Here is a 16,103-nt window from a genome sequence, read left to right as displayed (position 1 = left end):
AACCGTGCCCACTGATCGCGGGGTACAAGAACCTCCGCGCCCGCCCGCTCGATCACCCAGCAATCATCGCGGACGGCCACGAAGCGCCCGGCCAGGGTCTGCGGCGACCAATCCCCTGTGTCGTAGTGGACCCAGTGGACCAGATGGATCAAGGTGCCCTTCCGCGGGGTCGCCCCTGGCGCCAGTTCGGTCTCGGTCATGACGCGCCCCTTGTCCGCGCGCGTCGTACACGAAGGTGCGCACGGAGTGCATCGCCCGCTGCTCCACCTCCGCGACACCGGTGACGGCGTGGACGAAGCTGTCGGGGTTCAGCGAGAGGGAGTCGATCCCGTTCTCGACGAGGAAGCGTGCGAAATCCGGGTGGTCGCTCGGGCCCTGCCCGCAGATGCCGATGGGGATCCCGGCGGCGTGGCATTCGCCGATGGCGCGGGCGATCATCCACTCGACGGCCGGGTCGCGCTCGTCGAAGAGAGTTGTCAGCCGGTCGGAGTCCCGATCGACCCCGAGCACGAGCTGCGTGAGGTCGTTGGAGCCGATGGAGAATCCGTCGAACCGGGCGGCGAACTCGGCCGCCCGGATGACGTTCGACGGGATCTCGCACATCATGTACACCCGCAGACCGTTCTCGCCGCGCGCCAAGCCGTTGGCGGCGAGCTCGGCGAGCACGTGGTCCGCCTCGCCCGGCGTACGGCAGAACGGGACCATGACCAGGATGTTCCGGAAGCCGATCGACTCCCGCACCCGCTTGATCGCCTGGCATTCCAATGCGAACGCCTCGCGGTACGCCGGGTCGTAATAGCGTGAGGCGCCCCGGAAACCGAGCATGGGGTTCTCCTCGGGGGTCTCGAACGCCGCACCTCCGACGAGGTGCGCATACTCGTTGGCCTTGAAGTCGCTGAATCGGACGATGACGTCGTGCGGGTGGTAGGGCGCCGCCAGCTTCGCGAGCCCTCGCGCGAGCGTCTCCACGAAGAACTCGGACGGATACGCGAAGCGAGCCGTCGCCTCCCCTATCCGCCGGCGGGTCTCAGCCGGGACGCGCTCCGGATGCACGAGTGCCATGGGGTGGATGCCGATCAGCTCGCTGATGATGAACTCCATCCGGGCCAGACCCACCCCGGCGGCCGGAAGCCGCCACCAGCGGAACGCCGTCGCCGGGCTGGCGACGTTGACCATCACCCGTGTCCGGGTCGTAGGGAGATCGCTCACGTCGACCTCGATCCGCTCGAATCGCAGATCGCCGCGGTAGACCGTGCCGACGTCTCCTTCGGCGCACGAGACCGTCACGCGCTGCCCGTCCCTGAGGGTCTCCGTCGCGGATGACGCGCCGACCACCGCAGGAACACCGAGCTCGCGGCCGACGATGGCCGCGTGGCTCGTCGAGCCCCCGTGGTCGGTGACGATGCCGGACGCGCGCGTCATGATGGAGACCCAGTCCGGGTCCGTCATCTCGGCGACCAGCACCGCGCCGTCTGGGAAACGGGCGATGTCGGCGGGATCGCGGATGACGCACACGTCGCCCGAGGCGATACCGTCGCCGATCGCCGTTCCCGTCAGCAGCGGCTCCGAGCTCTCCAGGAGCCGATATTCGGTGAACGCCAGGTCGCTCCGTGCCGACTGCACCGTTTCCGGGCGCGCCTGCACCAGATACAGCGGCCCGGATTCGCCGTCGCGCGCCCACTCCATGTCCATGGGTCTTCCGTAATGCCGTGCGACCGCGACGGCCCAGCGGGCGAGTTGGAGGATCTCCTCGTCAGCCAGCACGAAGGCGCGCCGCCGCCGCGCCGGGGTCTCCACGATCCTGGTACGCCGCGTCCCGCCGCCTCCGTAGACCATGGTGCGATCCTTCGCGCCGAGCGTCCGCTCGATTATGGGAGACGCACCCGGCTGCTCGAGCAATGGCGTGAAGACCACGTAACGGTCGGGGTCGACGGCCCCCTGGACCACGAGCTCGCCGAGTCCCCACGCAGCGCTGATCACCGCGACCCGTGGGAACCCGGTCTCGGTGTCGATGGAGAACATGACGCCGGAGCCGCCCAGATCCGACCGCACCATGCGCTGCACGCCGACCGACAGGGCGACCGCGAGGTGGTCGAAGCCCTTCGCCTCCCGGTAACTGATCGCCCGGTCGGTGAACAGCGAGGCGTAGCAGCGGCGGCAGGCGTCCAGGAGTGCGCGTTCGCCGACCACGTTGAGAAAGCTCTCCTGGGCGCCGGCGAAACTGGCCTCTGGCAGATCCTCCGCCGTCGCACTGCTGCGGACGGCGACGGCCGGGGCCGCCTCCGCGGTCCGCTCGCCCAGTGCACGGTAGGCCTGCGCGATGGCGTCGGCTGTGCGAGCCGGAAAGGAGCCGCCCAGGAAGAGGGCGCGAAGAGCCTCGCCGGTCTCGCGCAGTCCGACCTCGCCCGAACGGAAGAGACGGAGCCGCTCCCGCAGCGCGGGCTCGATGCCGTTCTCCGAGACGTAGGCCCGGAAGGCTGCGGCCGTCGTCGCGAAACCGTCGGGGACCCGTATGCCCTCCTCAGCGAGCGAGCGGATCATCTCTCCCAGCGATGCGTTCTTGCCTCCGACTCGAGGGATGTCGGCCATGCCTACCCGCTCGAACCACACGACGTCTTCGTCCATGGGCTCAGGCTACGAACGGGCCGCCGGCATCCGCAGGGTCTTTGGGCCCCCTCGCGGAGGATCGCAGCCTCCAGCCGCTCGAACTCCGCCACGGTGCCGAGCCCCGTCCCCGGCGCGAGGACGGCCGCCGTCCCCGCGGCCACGCCCGCGACCAGCGCCTGCTCCGCCGGCCGTCCGGACGCCAGCCGATGCACCAGCCCGGCGACGAACGCGTCGCCGGCCCCGACCGTCCCCCGTGCGCGCACCGGCGGGGGCGCGACGAATCGAGCGCCGTCCGGACCGGCCAGGACCGCTCCTGCGGGGCCGAGCGTCACCGCCACGTAGCGGGCACAGCCGGCGTCGACGAGGGTGAGGGCCGCGGCCGCAGCCGCCGTGACGTCCGGGAGATCGCGTCCCAGGTGCGCCCCGAGCTCCCGACGGCTGGGGGTCGCGAGGAGGACGCCTTCGGCCAGCGCCTCCGCCAGGGCCGGTCCGGTCCCATCCACGACGCAGAGGACGTCGTTCTCCCGGGCGCGACGGGCCGCCCGCGCGTAGAAGTCGGTCGGCACCCCGGGCGCCAGGCTTCCGCTGGCCACCAGGATGTCGCCAGGAGCCGCGAGCTGCACGGCATCGTCGAGCAGCTCGCTCCACTCGGCCTCCCCCAGCTCCGGCCCCTCGAGGACGAATCGGTACTGCGAGCCGCTGTCGGCGTCGCCGACGCTGAAGCTGGCTCGGGTGCTCCCCCGCACCGGGACGACCACGGAGGGCACGTGCTCCTGCTCGACCAGCCGTCGGCAGGTCTCGCCGATGGTGCCGCCCGCCGTGTAGACCGCGACCGCGCGGCCGCCGAGCCTCCGCACCACCCGGGCCACGTTGATGCCGCCGCCACCGGGGTCGAGCCGGCTTCCGGTGCAGCACAGCTTGTGATCCGGAATCACCTCGGGAGCCATCGCACTGATGTCGAGCGCTGGATTCACCGTCAGGGTGATCACCAGCGCCTGCCGCGCGCTCGATTCGACCTCCATGTCGGGAGCATCGACCTCTCAGCCCGGGGACGCCAGGACTTTCGTCGCGCGGCCTCGTCGCCGTTCGGTCCAGCGCAGCAGCTCGTCCGCGCCCCAGACGATCAGCGGGCACGGGATCATCAGCACGACGACCCAGGGCGGGAGCGGGGCGGTGCCGAAGACCAGTTGAAGGGATGGGATGGTGCACAGGCCGACGACGAACAGCAGCTCCGCTGCGATCGCGCCCAGCAGCGGGCGATTGGTCAGCACGCCGATGCTGCGGAGGGATGACCGCTCGGTCCGGGCAGCGAACGCCGTGCCGACCTGGCAGGCGACGATCGTGGCGAAGGTCGCCGTCGTCGCTTGCACGTAGACCCCGTGAAGAGGCGTCCCCGGGCCGACGGGAGCACCCGGATACCAGCCGCCGACGCGGAGAACCACGAAGAACATGGCGAGCGCGAGGCACGCCGAGATCGTCCCCATGACCGCCCACGCCCGCAGGAGCAGCCGACGGCTGATCAGGTGCTCCGTCCGCGGGCGCGGACGTCTGGTCATGATGTCCGGCTCCGCGCGCTCGCGGCCGAGCGCGAGTGCCGGGAGGATCTCGGTGCCCAGATCGATGGCGAGGATCTGCAGCACCGTCAGAGGCAGCGGGATGAGTCCGCCGGACAGCGCGAACAGAAGGAACGGCACGATCTCCGGCACGGCGTGCACGAAGATGTAGAGGACGAATTTGCGGATGTTGTCGTAGACGCGGCGGCCCTCGCGCACCGCGGCGACGATGGTGGCGAAGTCGTCGTCGGTCAGGATCATGGTGGCGGCCTCGCGGGCCACGTCCGTTCCCGATCTGCCCATCGCCACACCGATGTCGGCGCGGTGGAGGGCCGGCGCGTCGTTCACCCCGTCACCGGTCATCGCGACGACGTGACCCAGCTGCTGGAGGGCCTCCGCGATGCGGAGCTTGCCTTCGGGGGTGCTCCGCGAGAACACGATCTCTCCCGGCTCCTCCAGCAGAGCGTCGAGCTGCGGTTCGGGGAGCGCATCCGCCTCCGGCCCCGGGATGACGCGATCGGCGCCGATGCCGACTTCCCGGGCGATCTCCGCGGCCGTGCGCCCGTTGTCACCGGTGACGACATGGATCGTGATGCCCGCGCTGTGGCAGGCGGCGACCGCCTCGGCGACTCCGGGTCGCGGGGGTCGAGGAGTGCGACGAGCCCGGTCAGGCAGAGGCCGGTCTCCGCCGACTCGGCGTCGGGCGGAACCGCGCCGACCTCCCGGTCGCCGAGGGCGATCACGCGCAGGCCACGACCGGCGAGGCCGTCGACGGCTCGTTCCACCTCCGCGCGCCCGACGTCCGTCAGCGGCTCCGGACCCTCGAGGGAGAGAACGGTGTCGCAGAGCGGGAGCACGGTCTCCGGTGCTCCCTTGACCTCGACGACCAGGCTGTCGGGTCGCCGGGTGACGACGCTCATCCGTTTGCGCTCCGCGTCGAAGGAGAACGTGGCGAGCCGGGGAGCGGGCTCGACCCCGAGCGCTCCGGCCCGCTCACGGAGAGCGGCCTCCATGGGATCCGTCGTCCGCTCGAGCTCCGTGCAGTCCGCCATGACGGCCGCCGACCGCCGCTCGACGAGGGATCCGGCGGCCGGCGGATCCGCCCCCAGGCCCAGAGCCGGTCCACCTCCATGACATTGCGGGTGAGCGTCCCGGTCTTGTCCGTGCAGATCACGGTCGTGCAGCCGAGCGTCTCGACCGCCGAGAGCTGCTTGACGATGGCGCCGAGCCGCGCCAGGGCACGCACCCCGACCGCAAGGGCCAGGGTGATGGTCGGGAGCAGCCCCTCCGGCACGTTCGCCACGAGCAGGCCGACCGCGAACACCGCCGCCTCCGGCAGCGAGAGCCCCGCGAGGAGCCCCAACGGGAGGAAGAGCGCACCGACGCCGACGGCGACTGCGGCGATCAGCCAGGTGGAGGTCCGGACCTGCCGCTCGAGCGGACTGGTCGCCGGCCGGCCGCGGTGGGAAAGCGCGGCGATCCGGCCGAGTTCTGTCGCGGCGCCGGTCGCGAACACGACCGCCCGAGCTGAACCTCCGGTGCAGGCGGCGCCCGAGAATACGGCGTCGGGGGCGTCGATCAGGCGCTGTGCGGTGTCGGGGATCCCGGCCGACCGCGTCACCGGAGCCGACTCGCCGGTGAGGGCGGACAGGTCGACCTGGACGCTGCCGCCGATGATCCGGGAATCGGCCGACACCCGGTCGCCCTCGGCGATCAGGAGCACGTCTCCCGGGACCAGCTCGGTCGCCGGGATGGTCGTCACAGCGCCGTCGCGGAGGGCCCTGGCCTGCTGCGGCAGGTAGCGTCCGAGCGCTTCGACGGCACGCTCCGCCTGACGCTCCTGCAGGAATGCCACGACGGCGTTGAGCAGGACCACCACGACGATCGCACCGGTGAGGATCGGCGTGCCGGCGATCCACGCCAGTACGGCGGCCAGCCACAGCAGCAGCGCCAACGGGTGCGTGAGCTGCCGCACCAGCTGCCCCGCCCAGCCGGTCTGCTTGCCTTTCGGCAGCGCGTTCGCCCCGTGGACGATCAGCCGCCGTGCGGCCTCGCGGCTGCCGAGGCCGTCCTCGCTCGTGCGCAGGTCGCGCAGGAGCACTGGCACGGGCATCTGGGTGATCCGGTCGGCCTGCACGCCCTCCCCTTCGCTCTCCCACAGGGTGCGGCCCCCTCCGCTCGCCGCGCAGGGGCTTAAGACCCGCACCCCGGACATGGAGCGCGCTAGCGTGCCGCTGTCGGAGGAGGCGCCTATGCACACGCTGCTCCACCGGACGTTCGCCGCGGTCGTCTTCGATCTGGACGGCGTGCTCACCGATACCGCATCCCGGCATCGTGAAGCATGGGCCCGCCTCTTCGACGAGGAACTTCCCCGGCTGTCCCCCGGCACGGGCGCGTTCACTCCCGACGACTACCGGCGGTATGTCGACGGCAGATCCCGAGAGGAGGGTATCCGCACGCTGCTCGCAGCGCGCGGCGTTCCGGCCGAAGAGTTGACGTTCGAACTCGTCGGGCGTCTCGCGCGCCGGAAGCAGTCCCTTTTCGAGGCGTCACTGGAGGAACGGGCCATCGCCCTTCTGCCGGGAGCGTCCGCGCTGCTGCATCGGCTTCGCAGCACGGGGGTGCGTGTGGGAGTGGCCACCTCCAGCAAGAACGCCGCGCGCATTATCGAGCAGACCGGGCTCGGTCCGCTCCTCGATGCACGCGTCGACGGAACGGACGCCGCCGCACTGGGCCTCCCCTCCAAGCCGGACCCGGCGCTCTTCCGCGAGACGTGCCGGCGTCTGGGCGTCGTCGCGTGCGACGCCGTTCTGGTCGAGGACTCCGAGGCAGGTCTCCTCGCAGCAGCTGCCGCCGGGTTCGGCTTCGCGCTGGGCATCGGCAGCGGACCGTCGCGTACCGCCGCACTCCGTCGGGCCGGTGCGGACGCGGTGGTCACAGGGCTGGACGTCGTGCGGGTCACCGCGACGGGAGGCCTCGCGTCCGTCGGTGTCATCGACGAGTGGGTGCTGCGCTTCGACGGCTCCGATACCGCGGCTGAGACCACCCGGGAGACCCTCTGCACGGTGGCCAACGGCTTCTGGGGCACGCGCGGATGCACCGAGGAGGCCGTGAGCGGGCCCGGCCACCGTCCCGGAACCTACTTAGCAGGGGTCTACGACGACGTCGAGGACAGCGCTGTCCATACCGAGGAGATCGTCAACCTGCCGAACTGGCTGCCTCTCCTCGTCCGGCCGGCCGGCGCAGACTGGCTCCGCCCCGGGACCGGGCGGTCCGACGTGCGGCAGGAGCTCGACGTCCGCCAGGGGGTGTTCCGACGCACCGTCACGATCTCCGACGCTGACGGTCGCGTCACCACGCTCCGATTCCAACGCTTCCTCTCCCTCGCCGACTGCCGCACGGGCGCGCAGCGACTGACCGTCGTCGCCCACAACTGGTCCGGCCGCGCGACCATCCGCAGCGGCATCGACGCCGGTGTGGTGAACACCTCGCCCGACATCCCAGGACCGGCACGCCGCCGGCACCTGCGCGTCCATGAACATCGGCCCCTCTCCGCGGACTCCACCGTCGTGGCCGCACAGACGGCGTCGACCGGGGTCGTGTTCGCTCTGGCGGAGCGCACCCGACTGTTCCGCAACGAGGTCGACGTGACCCCCGCCGGTCGATTCGGTCGCGACGCGGGACTCGCCTTCCACGACTTCGAGGTGGACATCGTCCCGGGCGAACCGCTGGTCATCGAGAAGACCGTCGCCATAGCGACGTCCCGCGACCGCGCGAGCGACGCGCCCGCGACCGCCGCGGCGGCCCGCGTCTCGCGGACCCCGTCCTTCTCTTCCGCCTTGGCGGCTCACGCCGAGGAGTGGGAGGCGCTCTGGAGCCTGTTCGCCGTCGAGATCCGTCCGGGCGGGCGCCACAGCCTGGAGGTGAATGTCAACACCTTCCACGTCCTTCAGACGCTCTGCGGCGCGGACGACGACCGCGACGCGGGCGTGCCGGCACGCGGCCTGCACGGTGAGGCCTACGGCGGCCACGTCTTCTGGGACGAGCTGTTCGTCCATCCACTGCTGACCCTGCGTCGGCCCGACCTGACACGGGCGCTCCTGGCCTACCGGGCGCGGCGCCTCCCCGAGGCCCGGTACGCGGCCGTCGCGTCGGGCCACGCCGGTGCACGATTCCCGTGGCGCAGCGCGACCTCGGGCGAGGACGTCACACCGGACCGGCTGCTGAACCCCCTGACGGGACGCTGGATGCCGGACCACTCGGCGCTGCAGCGCCATGTCGGCCTCGCGGTCGCCTACAGCGCGTGGCAGTTCTACGAGACCACCGGCGACGCGGACTACCTGGCGGAGCAGGGCTCCGAGCTCATCGTCGGCGTGGCCCGGTACTTCGCCTCGCTCGCCGAATGGGACGCTCCGTCGTCGCGGTACCGGATCTCAGGAGTGATGGGACCTGACGAGTTCCACGACGGACCCGTCGACGCGCCGGGGACCGGACTCACCGACAACGTGTACACGAACGTCATGACCGCCTGGTGCCTGCTCCACGCGGTCGACGCCGTCCGTCTGGTGTCCGCCCGCCCGGACCCCACCGCCCGGGACGCCCTGGGGGTTACCCCCGACGAGCTCGACCGATGGGCCCACATCGCATCACGCCTGCGCATCGTCTTCAACGCCGACGGCACTCTCTCGCAGTTCGACGGCTACGACGATCTGGAGCCGATCGACCTGGACGCGTTCCGGTCGCGCTACCCGACCGCGGGGCGCCTGGACCTCGTGCTGAACGCGCGGGGCGACACGACGAACCGCTATCAGGTCTCCAAGCAGCCGGACTGCCTGATGCTGCTCTACCTGCTCTCGGCGGAGGAGTTGCGTGACCTCCTGGCGCACCTCGGCTACCGCCTCGATCGCGATGCCGTCGTGCGGACCGTGGCGCGCTACTCGCGCGACTCGAGCTACGGCTCGACGCTGTCGAACGTCGTCCACTCCTGGCTGGAGGCGCGGGTCGATCGCGGGACGTCCTGGCGGTTCCTCGAGCGCTGCCTGCGGAGCGACCTGGCCGACATCCAGGGCGGCACGACGCAGCACGGCATCCATGTCGCCGCGATGGCCGGTTCGGTGGACCTCCTGGTGCGCTGCTACGCCGGCCTGGAGGCGCGTGCCGGCATGCTGTGGTTCCATCCGCTCCTCCCGGGCGAGCTCCGCTCCCTGCGGTTCACGGTCATGTACCGCGCCCATCGCCTTCAGGTGGCGATCACCCCGCGCACGGTGCGCATCGAGTCCGCACCCGGCGCGGCCGAGCCGATCCGGTTGATGGTCGAGGGCCGCCAGGCGGTCCTCCGCACCGGCCAGTCGCGGACCTTCCGGTTGTAAGGCACTCCCCGGTTCGGGTCGTCATGGACCGGGCGCGCCCGGTGGACGCCGGTCGAAACGAGCGCCGCGGGCGTTCGGCGGTAGCAGCGTCAGGACCAGCACGGTGAGCCCGCCCACGAGCGGAACGAGGACCAGCAGGAAGAAAGCACCCGAGAGGTCGGCGTCGTGCAGCCGCCGCCAGACCAGGGCAAGCCCGGGAACGAGGGTACCGAACGCCCAGGCGAGCGCGATCATCGTCGGGAGCGCCACGAGTGGTCCCGCGTCGAATCCGCCCTCCCCGTCGATCCGGCCGCCGGGCGGCGCGGAGACGAGGAACGTGACCTGGAGTGCCATCCCCTTCCCTGTCGAGGCCACCAGACCACTCCGCCCGCTCCGGCTCCGGTAGGGCCGATCGACCTGTCCGCGGTGTCGAGGCGGTGCTAGCCTCCGGCTGTCGACGGGAGGTCTGCGATGGCGGAACCGCAGGGCGCCCCGGAAACAGTGAAGGTGAGGATGTCATGCCCCGTGCGGTCAGCGGTTCGACACCGATGGCGGACGTGGACGCGGCGAACCTTGCGCTCGAAAGCGGCCAACCCAACGTCATCACCCTCGCCGGCCTCCTCGCACCGGGCGGCTTCGTCGATTCCCGGGGCGAGCCGGACGTGGCCGCGCTCCGCGACGCGCTCGCTCCGCGCATCCGGTCGGTGCCCGCGCTGAACCGGGCTCCCGAGAACGTCGACGGCGCGTGGAGCTGGCGGGAGGTCGCGCCGGATCTCTCGCACCACATCCGCCTCATCCCACCGGACTCCGCCTTCGAGGAGACGTGCGCCCGCGTCATCGTGCAGCCGCTCGCCTCCGGCCGCCCGCTCTGGGAAATGCTCCTCGTTCCGCACGCAGAGGATGACCGCTGCGGCTTGCTCTTCCGGCTGCACCACGCCGTGGCCGACGGAATGGGCGCCGAAGAATTGATCGCGGCGATCGCGGACCCGATGCGGACGGCTGGGCCCGGCGCCGTGACCGCGGGACCACCGCATCAGGCCGCCCCGCCACGGCGGCGGCCGCTCGTCCACCGAGCGGCGGACATCGCCGCGCAGACCCTCGCCGTCTTCCGCCGCTCCGTCGACTCCCGAGTCCTCCTCGGTCCGCTCGGGCCGACCCGCGACGTCGCGTTCGTCGATGTCGACCTGCAGAGGCTGCACGACGGAGCCCGGCTGCTCGGCGGCACGGTAGGTGACGCGTTCCTCGCCGCATTCGGACGCGGGCTCGGAGCCCTGCTGATCGCGGCGGGCGAAGAACCGCCAGTCACCGTTCCGGTCTCGTGTCCGGTCCGGATCACACGGCAGCAGGGCGAAGGGAACGCCACCGGAGTGATGCTGATCCCGGTGCCGGTGGCCCCGGTGGGCTCCGAGGACGACATCAGCGGTCGTGTCGCCCGAGTCGCTGCCGTGACCCGTTCCGAGAAGGTGCGAGCACGCGCCGCGGGAACGTTCCACCCGATGCGCAGCCCTCGTGCTGCCCGGTTGCTCATGCGATTCGCGCAGAGGCAGCGGGCGGTCGGCGCGATCGCGTCCGAGTTGACGGGACCGAGCCGCACCCTGCGCCTGGCGGGGTCGGAGCTGGTGGCCGCGTGGCCGCTCGCTCTGCTCTCAGGCAACGTTCGCGTCGGTGCCCTGGGCGTCTCCTACGCGGGGCGTTTCCGGGTGAGCATCCAGACGGAGGCGGATCACCTTCCGACTGCGCGGGTCGTCGCCGAGAGCATGGCGACCGCCTTGGACAGGATCGCCGCAGCACCGCAGGAGTCCGAGCGTTGAGATCCTTCCCTCAGCGAATCACTCCGAGGAGTGGGAGCCCTATACCTCCGCCGCGGCATCCGCCCGCTCGCGCTGCAGCCGGGAAATCGCTGCGATCAGCGCTACCCCGAGCACCCCGATCGCGGTCACCGCCGCCACGTGCTCTCCCGTGTGGCTGTGGCTCTCATGGCCGTGGTGATGATGCGCGCGCTTGTGCGCGCGCCGCCATTCGTGCTCGAGGTTCTTCCACTCGTGCTCCAGGCTCTTCTTGGACTTCGCGTTCATTTCTCGCACTCTCCGGCTCACGTCATGCGTCGACGCGGTCAAGCGACCGCCCGTGGCCAAAAGTAGATCGCGGCGCTTGCCGGGCGACAGACAGCGGAACCGCCTCAGTCGAGCGCGTTCCGGAGCCGCCGCAGAACGTCGGTCGTCTGCGCCAGCTCGTCCGGCGTGCTGACCCGGGCGGTCTCGTCCGCCCACGCCTGCCTCACGGGGCGAATGCGTTCGAGCGTCGCGCGTCCCTCCGCCGTGAGGTGCACCAGCGGTGCTCGTGCGTCATCCGGATCCGGCTCACGCCTCACGAGGCCGGCGCGTTCCAGGGCTCCGACGCTCTCGGCGGCGGACTGGCGGCGCATGCCGCGGCGGCGGGCGATCCCGGCGACGCTCAGTGGTCCGTGGGCGACCGCGCCGAGCGTCAGCCAGCGGGCCGAGGTCAGGCTCTCCCCCGCGACCAGGCGGTCCCCAGCCGCCGCGAAGGCGTCGGCCAGCCGGAAGACCTCGTCGACGAGGGCCGTGAGCTCCCGGCCGCCGCTCATGCCGACTCCACGAGGCAGACGAGGTGGCCGTCGGCGTCGCGCACCACGGCCATCCGCTCGCCCCACGGCTGCACAGCGGGTGGGTCGACGACCGCTCCCCCGGCGGCAGTCCAACGCTCGACCAGACGGTCGAGGCCGTCGACGGCGAACGTCAGCGCCACGGCAGCATCGGAGGCGGACGACGGCCGTTCGTGGAACATCATTTCGACCCCATCGCCGGTGCGCAGCCACGCGAACCCCTCCGCCGTGCGTTCGATGGCGAGCCCGAGCCCATGCACATAGGCCGGCAGAGTCGTCACGAGCGAACTCGACGAGATGACGACACGATGGAGGACCGCGCGAGATGACATGGCGCCATCATGCCGAGCTCGACAGGCCCCTGTCAAACCGTTGCGTGTCTCCCCGAACCCGTCGAACCAGTCCTACAATGCCGCTCGCCAGGCGCTGGCCGGGCGGTCGGGATCGGTGGAGTGATGAGCGAACCGCGTGCAGCAGGGATCGAGGGCCGCTTCGAGCGGTGGTTCGAGGCGGAGGTCGTCGAGCCGATGGCCGACTTCCGAAATCCGCGGCAGGAGTGGCGGCGGCTGGTGTCCGAGGTCTTCGGCACGTTCCTGCTCGTCATCGTCGCCGCCGGCGGAGGCATGATGAGCCAGGCGTATCCCGGCGCGATCAGCCGGACCGCCGCCGTGGTCGCGCCCGGGCTCATGGTGCTGGGGGTGATCCTGTTCATGGGCAAGGTGTCCGGCGCCCACCTCAATCCCGCGGTGTCGATCGCCTTCGCGCTGCGCGGCGACTTCCCGTGGTGGCGCGTACCCGGCTACATCATCGCCCAGCTGGGCGGCGCGGCGCTCGCGGCGTGGCTCCTGCACGGGATCATCGGTGTGTCTGCTCGCTACGGCAGCAACTACCCCGCGTCGAACGCCACGGACTGGCAGGCCTACTTCATGGAGGCGCTGCTGACACTCGGGCTGGTGAGCGTCATCCTCGGCACGGCGTCCGGCGCGCAGAACGTGGGCGTGGTCGGCGCTGTCGGCGTCGGCGGATACATCGCCCTGGCGGGGCTCTGGGGCAGCCCGATCTCGGGCACCTCGATGAATCCCGCCCGCACGTTCGGGCCCGACCTCGTCGGGCTCGACTTCCGGTCCTACTGGGTCTACGTGGCCGGCCCGCTCACGGGAGCCGTCATCGCCGTGCTGCTCGCGTTCGTGCTGCGGGGCTACGGCGGCGGCCGCAGCGGTTCCGCCGCGGCGCAGGGCGACCTGGCGACCGAGCCCGGTCGTCCGGACCAGGCCTGAACCCTCAACTCCCACGCACCAGCCGCGCCAGCGCCAGCCCGGCCGCCGACACCAACGGCGCCGCGGCGATAAGCACCGCGACGGGGTTCGGACGGAACACCGGCCCGCGGGGTCCGCCGATGTAGGCGCCGATCGGGAACGCGTAGCCGCCTCCACCGCCGCCGCTCCCCTCGCCGCGCTCCGCACCGCCCAGGTCCTCGCCGGACCCCTCGCCGCCTCCGAAACCGAAGACGACGATGGCGACGGGGAGGACGTCGTGACCGTCGAGCGTGGTCGTGTCGCCGTACGCGAGCCGCGCGCCCCAAGAGGGCACGTACTCAGCCAGTCTCTCGATGAGCTTCGTCATGGCTGAACGGTACGCGCGTGACCGGGCCACGGCCACTCTGGTGCACGAGGCCCGAGCGGACGATGATGTGCTCCGTGATGGCACCACCCGGGTCGACCCCATGACCCCCTCCGCCCGCCGGGTGCAGGGCGTCTACCTGACCCTCCTGCTCGGCAACACGCTCGCGGCGGCGTTCATCTGGGGCATCAACACGCTGTTCCTCCTCGACGCCGGCCTGACCAACTTCGAGGCCTTCGCCGCGAACGCCTTCTTCACCGCGGGCATGGTCGTCTTCGAGATCCCGACCGGCGTGGTCGCCGACACCATCGGGCGACGCGCCTCCTACCTCCTCGGCACCATCACCCTCTCGCTCTCGACCGCCCTGTATTGGCTGCTCTGGGTGTGGCACTCGCCCTTCGTCTGGTGGGCGCTGGCGTCCGTGCTGCTCGGTCTGGGATTCACCTTCTTCTCCGGTGCCGTCGACGCCTGGCTCGTGGATGCGCTGGGCGCGACCGGCTACACCGGGAGTCTCGAGGCGGTCTTCGGGCGCGGCCTGGTCGTGACAGGGGTGGCGACTCTCGTCGGCTCGGTGCTCGGCGGTGTGATCGCACAGGTGACGAACCTCGGCGTGCCGTTCCTTCTCAGGGCCGCGGTGCTGGCGATCATGTTCGTCGTCGCCTTCGTCGAGATGCACGACCTCGGGTTCACCCCCGACAAGTCGATGGGTCCGCTGAAAGCGACCAGGAACGTCCTGAACCAGTCCATCGAGCACGGGATGCGCAAGCGCTCGGTGCGGTACGTCATCCTCTCTGCACCGTTCGCGTCGGGCGTCGGGATCTACGCCTTCTATGCTCTGCAGCCCTACCTGCTGGTGCTCTACGGCGACCCGAACGCCTACTCGATCGCGGGCCTCGCGGCGGCCGTCCTGTCGCTCGCGCAGGTGGCCGGCGGCCTCCTCGCCCCTCGCCTCCGAAGGATGTTCGCCAAGCGGACGACGACCGTGATCGGGGCGTCTCTGACCAGCATCGTCATCCTGGTACTCCTCGGTCTGACGGCGTTCTTCTGGTTCGCAGTGGTGCTCCTGGTGGTGTGGGGGTTCGTCTTCGCCGTCGCCGGGCCGGTGCGGCAGGCGTACCTGAACGACATGATCCCGTCGAAGCAGCGCGCGACCGTCCTGTCGTTCGACTCGCTGTTCGGGAGCCTCGGCGGCGTCGTCATCCAGCCGACCCTCGGACGCGCGGCGGACCTCTGGGGCTACGGCACGTCGCTCGTCATCGGCGGCGCGATCGAGCTGATCGGGATCCCGTTCCTGCTCGCGAGCCGCCGCCAGGGCGATCCGGCCGACACGGCGGGCGCCCGGGACGACCAGGGCGACGCAGGCGACCACGGCGACACCGCGGTCAGCGCCTCCTGACGACGACCGGAGACGGATCAGACGGGCTGCCGCCTCTGCTGGCGCCGGAAGCGTGCGGGAGTCTCCCCCACGTCATCCCGGAACGCCCGGGTGAACGCCGACTCGGACCGGTACCCCACCTGCGATGCGATCTGTGCGACGCTCTCATCGCCGTCGACCAGCAGCTCGGCCGCGTGCATCAGACGCGCGCGGACCAGGAACCGCCCGAAGGTCATTCCGGTGGCCGCCTGGAAGCGCCGGAAGAACGTCGCCCGGGAGACCAGCGCCGTCGCGCTCATGCGGTCGACCGACCACTCCTCCCCCGGGTTCGCCAGCACCTCCTGGACGACGCGGCTCATGCGCTCGTCCGCCACGGCCGTCCAGAGTCGGGCGCGCCCGCCGGCGTCGGTCCCGGTGCGCAGCACGAGCGCGATGAGCACGGTGCACAGCGCCGACATGATCGCGGAGGATCCGGCGCCGTCGACGTCCGCCTCCGCCCGCATGAGAGCACTCAATCGCGCAAGGGTGGCCGCGCCGTCGCCGTTGCCGTCCCCGTCCCCGGACGCGTAGAGCGACGCTTGCGTCGGCGTCGGGAGCGACCCGAAGAGGATGGAGCCGGCTCCCGCCCCCACGCGGTAGTGGCCGCAGAACAGGTCGATGACGGGAGGCTCGTCCTCCCGGTCATCGCTCACGATCAGGTCGTACGACGACTGCTGCCGCTCCCGGGTTCCGGAGCTCGCCTCCGGCCCGCCGGTGATGATGCGGTGGCGATGCCCGGACGGGATGATGACGACGTCGCCTGCTTGCATGTGGTGGAGACGGCCGTCGACCTCGAGGTCGCACTCCCCTCCAGCAGGACGTGGAACGGCACTTCGCGCTCGCCGTGCGGGTCGATCGCCATCGTCGTCGAACCCGCGAGCAGGCAGCGCTTGTCGAGCGAGGCCTCGAGCCGCGCCATCCTCAAGAGTCGACTGATG

General features: G+C 71.2%; 14 protein-coding genes. 4 read left to right on the top strand and 10 right to left on the bottom strand.

The genetic code is table 11. The annotated features are described in order from the left end of the window. Positions 1-63: 63 nt before the first annotated feature. From ppsA to ACRAWB_RS06210, 4 genes are all read right to left on the bottom strand, one after another. A complete protein-coding gene (gene ppsA, locus ACRAWB_RS06225; protein ID WP_431352521.1) occupies positions 64-2,625 on the bottom strand; it encodes a phosphoenolpyruvate synthase in 2,562 nt (853 codons plus the stop codon). Then, on the bottom strand, positions 2,592-3,629 hold the full coding sequence (locus ACRAWB_RS06220) for a 1-phosphofructokinase family hexose kinase (RefSeq protein WP_431352520.1): 1,038 nt from the start codon (positions 3,627-3,629) through the stop codon (positions 2,592-2,594). The genes ppsA and ACRAWB_RS06220 overlap by 34 nt, the downstream gene beginning before the upstream one ends. Positions 3,630-3,647: 18 nt before the next feature. After that, the gene (locus ACRAWB_RS06215; protein WP_431352720.1) at positions 3,648-4,835 is read right to left on the bottom strand and encodes an HAD-IC family P-type ATPase; all 1,188 of its coding nucleotides are present in this window, start codon (positions 4,833-4,835) and stop codon (positions 3,648-3,650) included. A gap of 241 nt (positions 4,836-5,076) precedes the next feature. Then, positions 5,077-6,297: an HAD-IC family P-type ATPase gene (locus ACRAWB_RS06210; RefSeq protein WP_431352519.1), complete on the bottom strand. Its 1,221-nt coding sequence runs from the start codon at positions 6,295-6,297 to the stop codon at positions 5,077-5,079. A 115-nt stretch (positions 6,298-6,412) separates the two neighbouring features. Here ACRAWB_RS06210 and ACRAWB_RS06205 point away from each other — a divergent pair, with 115 nt between their 5' ends. Beyond that, positions 6,413-9,529, top strand: a complete 3,117-nt coding sequence (locus ACRAWB_RS06205; protein ID WP_431352518.1) for an HAD-IA family hydrolase — start codon at positions 6,413-6,415, stop codon at positions 9,527-9,529. A 21-nt stretch (positions 9,530-9,550) separates the two neighbouring features. Here the strand turns inward: ACRAWB_RS06205 and ACRAWB_RS06200 are convergent, their stop codons facing one another. Next, entirely contained in the window at positions 9,551-9,862 is a 312-nt protein-coding gene (locus ACRAWB_RS06200; protein ID WP_431352517.1) for a DUF805 domain-containing protein, read from the bottom strand. Between the two features lie 164 nt (positions 9,863-10,026). Here ACRAWB_RS06200 and ACRAWB_RS06195 point away from each other — a divergent pair, with 164 nt between their 5' ends. After that, positions 10,027-11,319, top strand: a complete 1,293-nt coding sequence (locus tag ACRAWB_RS06195; protein WP_431352516.1) for a wax ester/triacylglycerol synthase domain-containing protein — start codon at positions 10,027-10,029, stop codon at positions 11,317-11,319. A gap of 39 nt (positions 11,320-11,358) precedes the next feature. Here ACRAWB_RS06195 and ACRAWB_RS06190 read toward each other — a convergent pair whose 3' ends face one another. The 3 genes from ACRAWB_RS06190 to ACRAWB_RS06180 form a co-directional block, all read right to left on the bottom strand. After that, on the bottom strand, positions 11,359-11,583 hold the full coding sequence (locus tag ACRAWB_RS06190; protein WP_431352515.1) for a hypothetical protein: 225 nt from the start codon (positions 11,581-11,583) through the stop codon (positions 11,359-11,361). A gap of 104 nt (positions 11,584-11,687) precedes the next feature. Further along, positions 11,688-12,113: a MarR family winged helix-turn-helix transcriptional regulator gene (locus tag ACRAWB_RS06185; RefSeq protein WP_431352514.1), complete on the bottom strand. Its 426-nt coding sequence runs from the start codon at positions 12,111-12,113 to the stop codon at positions 11,688-11,690. Then, positions 12,110-12,463 (bottom strand): VOC family protein, encoded by a 354-nt coding sequence (locus ACRAWB_RS06180; protein ID WP_431352513.1) that lies wholly within the window; start codon positions 12,461-12,463, stop codon positions 12,110-12,112. The genes ACRAWB_RS06185 and ACRAWB_RS06180 overlap by 4 nt, the downstream gene beginning before the upstream one ends. A 123-nt stretch (positions 12,464-12,586) precedes the next feature. Here ACRAWB_RS06180 and ACRAWB_RS06175 point away from each other — a divergent pair, with 123 nt between their 5' ends. Continuing rightward, the gene (locus tag ACRAWB_RS06175) at positions 12,587-13,408 is read left to right on the top strand and encodes an MIP/aquaporin family protein (protein ID WP_431352512.1); all 822 of its coding nucleotides are present in this window, start codon (positions 12,587-12,589) and stop codon (positions 13,406-13,408) included. A gap of 4 nt (positions 13,409-13,412) precedes the next feature. On the opposite strand, the gene ACRAWB_RS06170 is transcribed toward ACRAWB_RS06175, so the two are convergent. After that, positions 13,413-13,754: a hypothetical protein gene (locus ACRAWB_RS06170; RefSeq protein ID WP_431352511.1), complete on the bottom strand. Its 342-nt coding sequence runs from the start codon at positions 13,752-13,754 to the stop codon at positions 13,413-13,415. A 100-nt stretch (positions 13,755-13,854) separates the two neighbouring features. On the opposite strand from ACRAWB_RS06170, the gene ACRAWB_RS06165 reads away from it, so the two are divergent. After that, positions 13,855-15,147 (top strand): MFS transporter, encoded by a 1,293-nt coding sequence (locus tag ACRAWB_RS06165; RefSeq protein ID WP_431352719.1) that lies wholly within the window; start codon positions 13,855-13,857, stop codon positions 15,145-15,147. A 17-nt stretch (positions 15,148-15,164) separates the two neighbouring features. Here ACRAWB_RS06165 and ACRAWB_RS06160 read toward each other — a convergent pair whose 3' ends face one another. Beyond that, a complete protein-coding gene (locus ACRAWB_RS06160; RefSeq protein ID WP_431352510.1) occupies positions 15,165-15,935 on the bottom strand; it encodes a helix-turn-helix domain-containing protein in 771 nt (256 codons plus the stop codon). Positions 15,936-16,103: the final 168 nt, after the last annotated feature.

The sequence above is a fragment of the Leifsonia poae genome (assembly GCF_050632865.1).
Classification (GTDB): domain Bacteria; phylum Actinomycetota; class Actinomycetes; order Actinomycetales; family Microbacteriaceae; genus Leifsonia; species Leifsonia poae_B.
The sequence above is the reverse complement of the archived record's forward strand: the minus strand, read 5'-3'. Positions and strand labels throughout refer to the sequence as shown.

Coding starts and splice junctions, on each gene's coding strand:
- ppsA (WP_431352521.1), bottom strand. CDS start 2,625: ATGGACGAAGACGTCGTGTGGTTCGAGCGGGTAGGCATGGCCGACATC.
- ACRAWB_RS06220 (WP_431352520.1), bottom strand. CDS start 3,629: ATGGAGGTCGAATCGAGCGCGCGGCAGGCGCTGGTGATCACCCTGACG.
- ACRAWB_RS06205 (WP_431352518.1), top strand. CDS start 6,413: ATGCACACGCTGCTCCACCGGACGTTCGCCGCGGTCGTCTTCGATCTG.
- ACRAWB_RS06200 (WP_431352517.1), bottom strand. CDS start 9,862: ATGGCACTCCAGGTCACGTTCCTCGTCTCCGCGCCGCCCGGCGGCCGG.
- ACRAWB_RS06195 (WP_431352516.1), top strand. CDS start 10,027: ATGCCCCGTGCGGTCAGCGGTTCGACACCGATGGCGGACGTGGACGCG.
- ACRAWB_RS06190 (WP_431352515.1), bottom strand. CDS start 11,583: ATGAACGCGAAGTCCAAGAAGAGCCTGGAGCACGAGTGGAAGAACCTC.
- ACRAWB_RS06185 (WP_431352514.1), bottom strand. CDS start 12,113: ATGAGCGGCGGCCGGGAGCTCACGGCCCTCGTCGACGAGGTCTTCCGG.
- ACRAWB_RS06180 (WP_431352513.1), bottom strand. CDS start 12,463: ATGTCATCTCGCGCGGTCCTCCATCGTGTCGTCATCTCGTCGAGTTCG.
- ACRAWB_RS06175 (WP_431352512.1), top strand. CDS start 12,587: ATGAGCGAACCGCGTGCAGCAGGGATCGAGGGCCGCTTCGAGCGGTGG.
- ACRAWB_RS06170 (WP_431352511.1), bottom strand. CDS start 13,754: ATGACGAAGCTCATCGAGAGACTGGCTGAGTACGTGCCCTCTTGGGGC.
- ACRAWB_RS06165 (WP_431352719.1), top strand. CDS start 13,855: ATGACCCCCTCCGCCCGCCGGGTGCAGGGCGTCTACCTGACCCTCCTG.
- ACRAWB_RS06160 (WP_431352510.1), bottom strand. CDS start 15,935: ATGCAAGCAGGCGACGTCGTCATCATCCCGTCCGGGCATCGCCACCGC.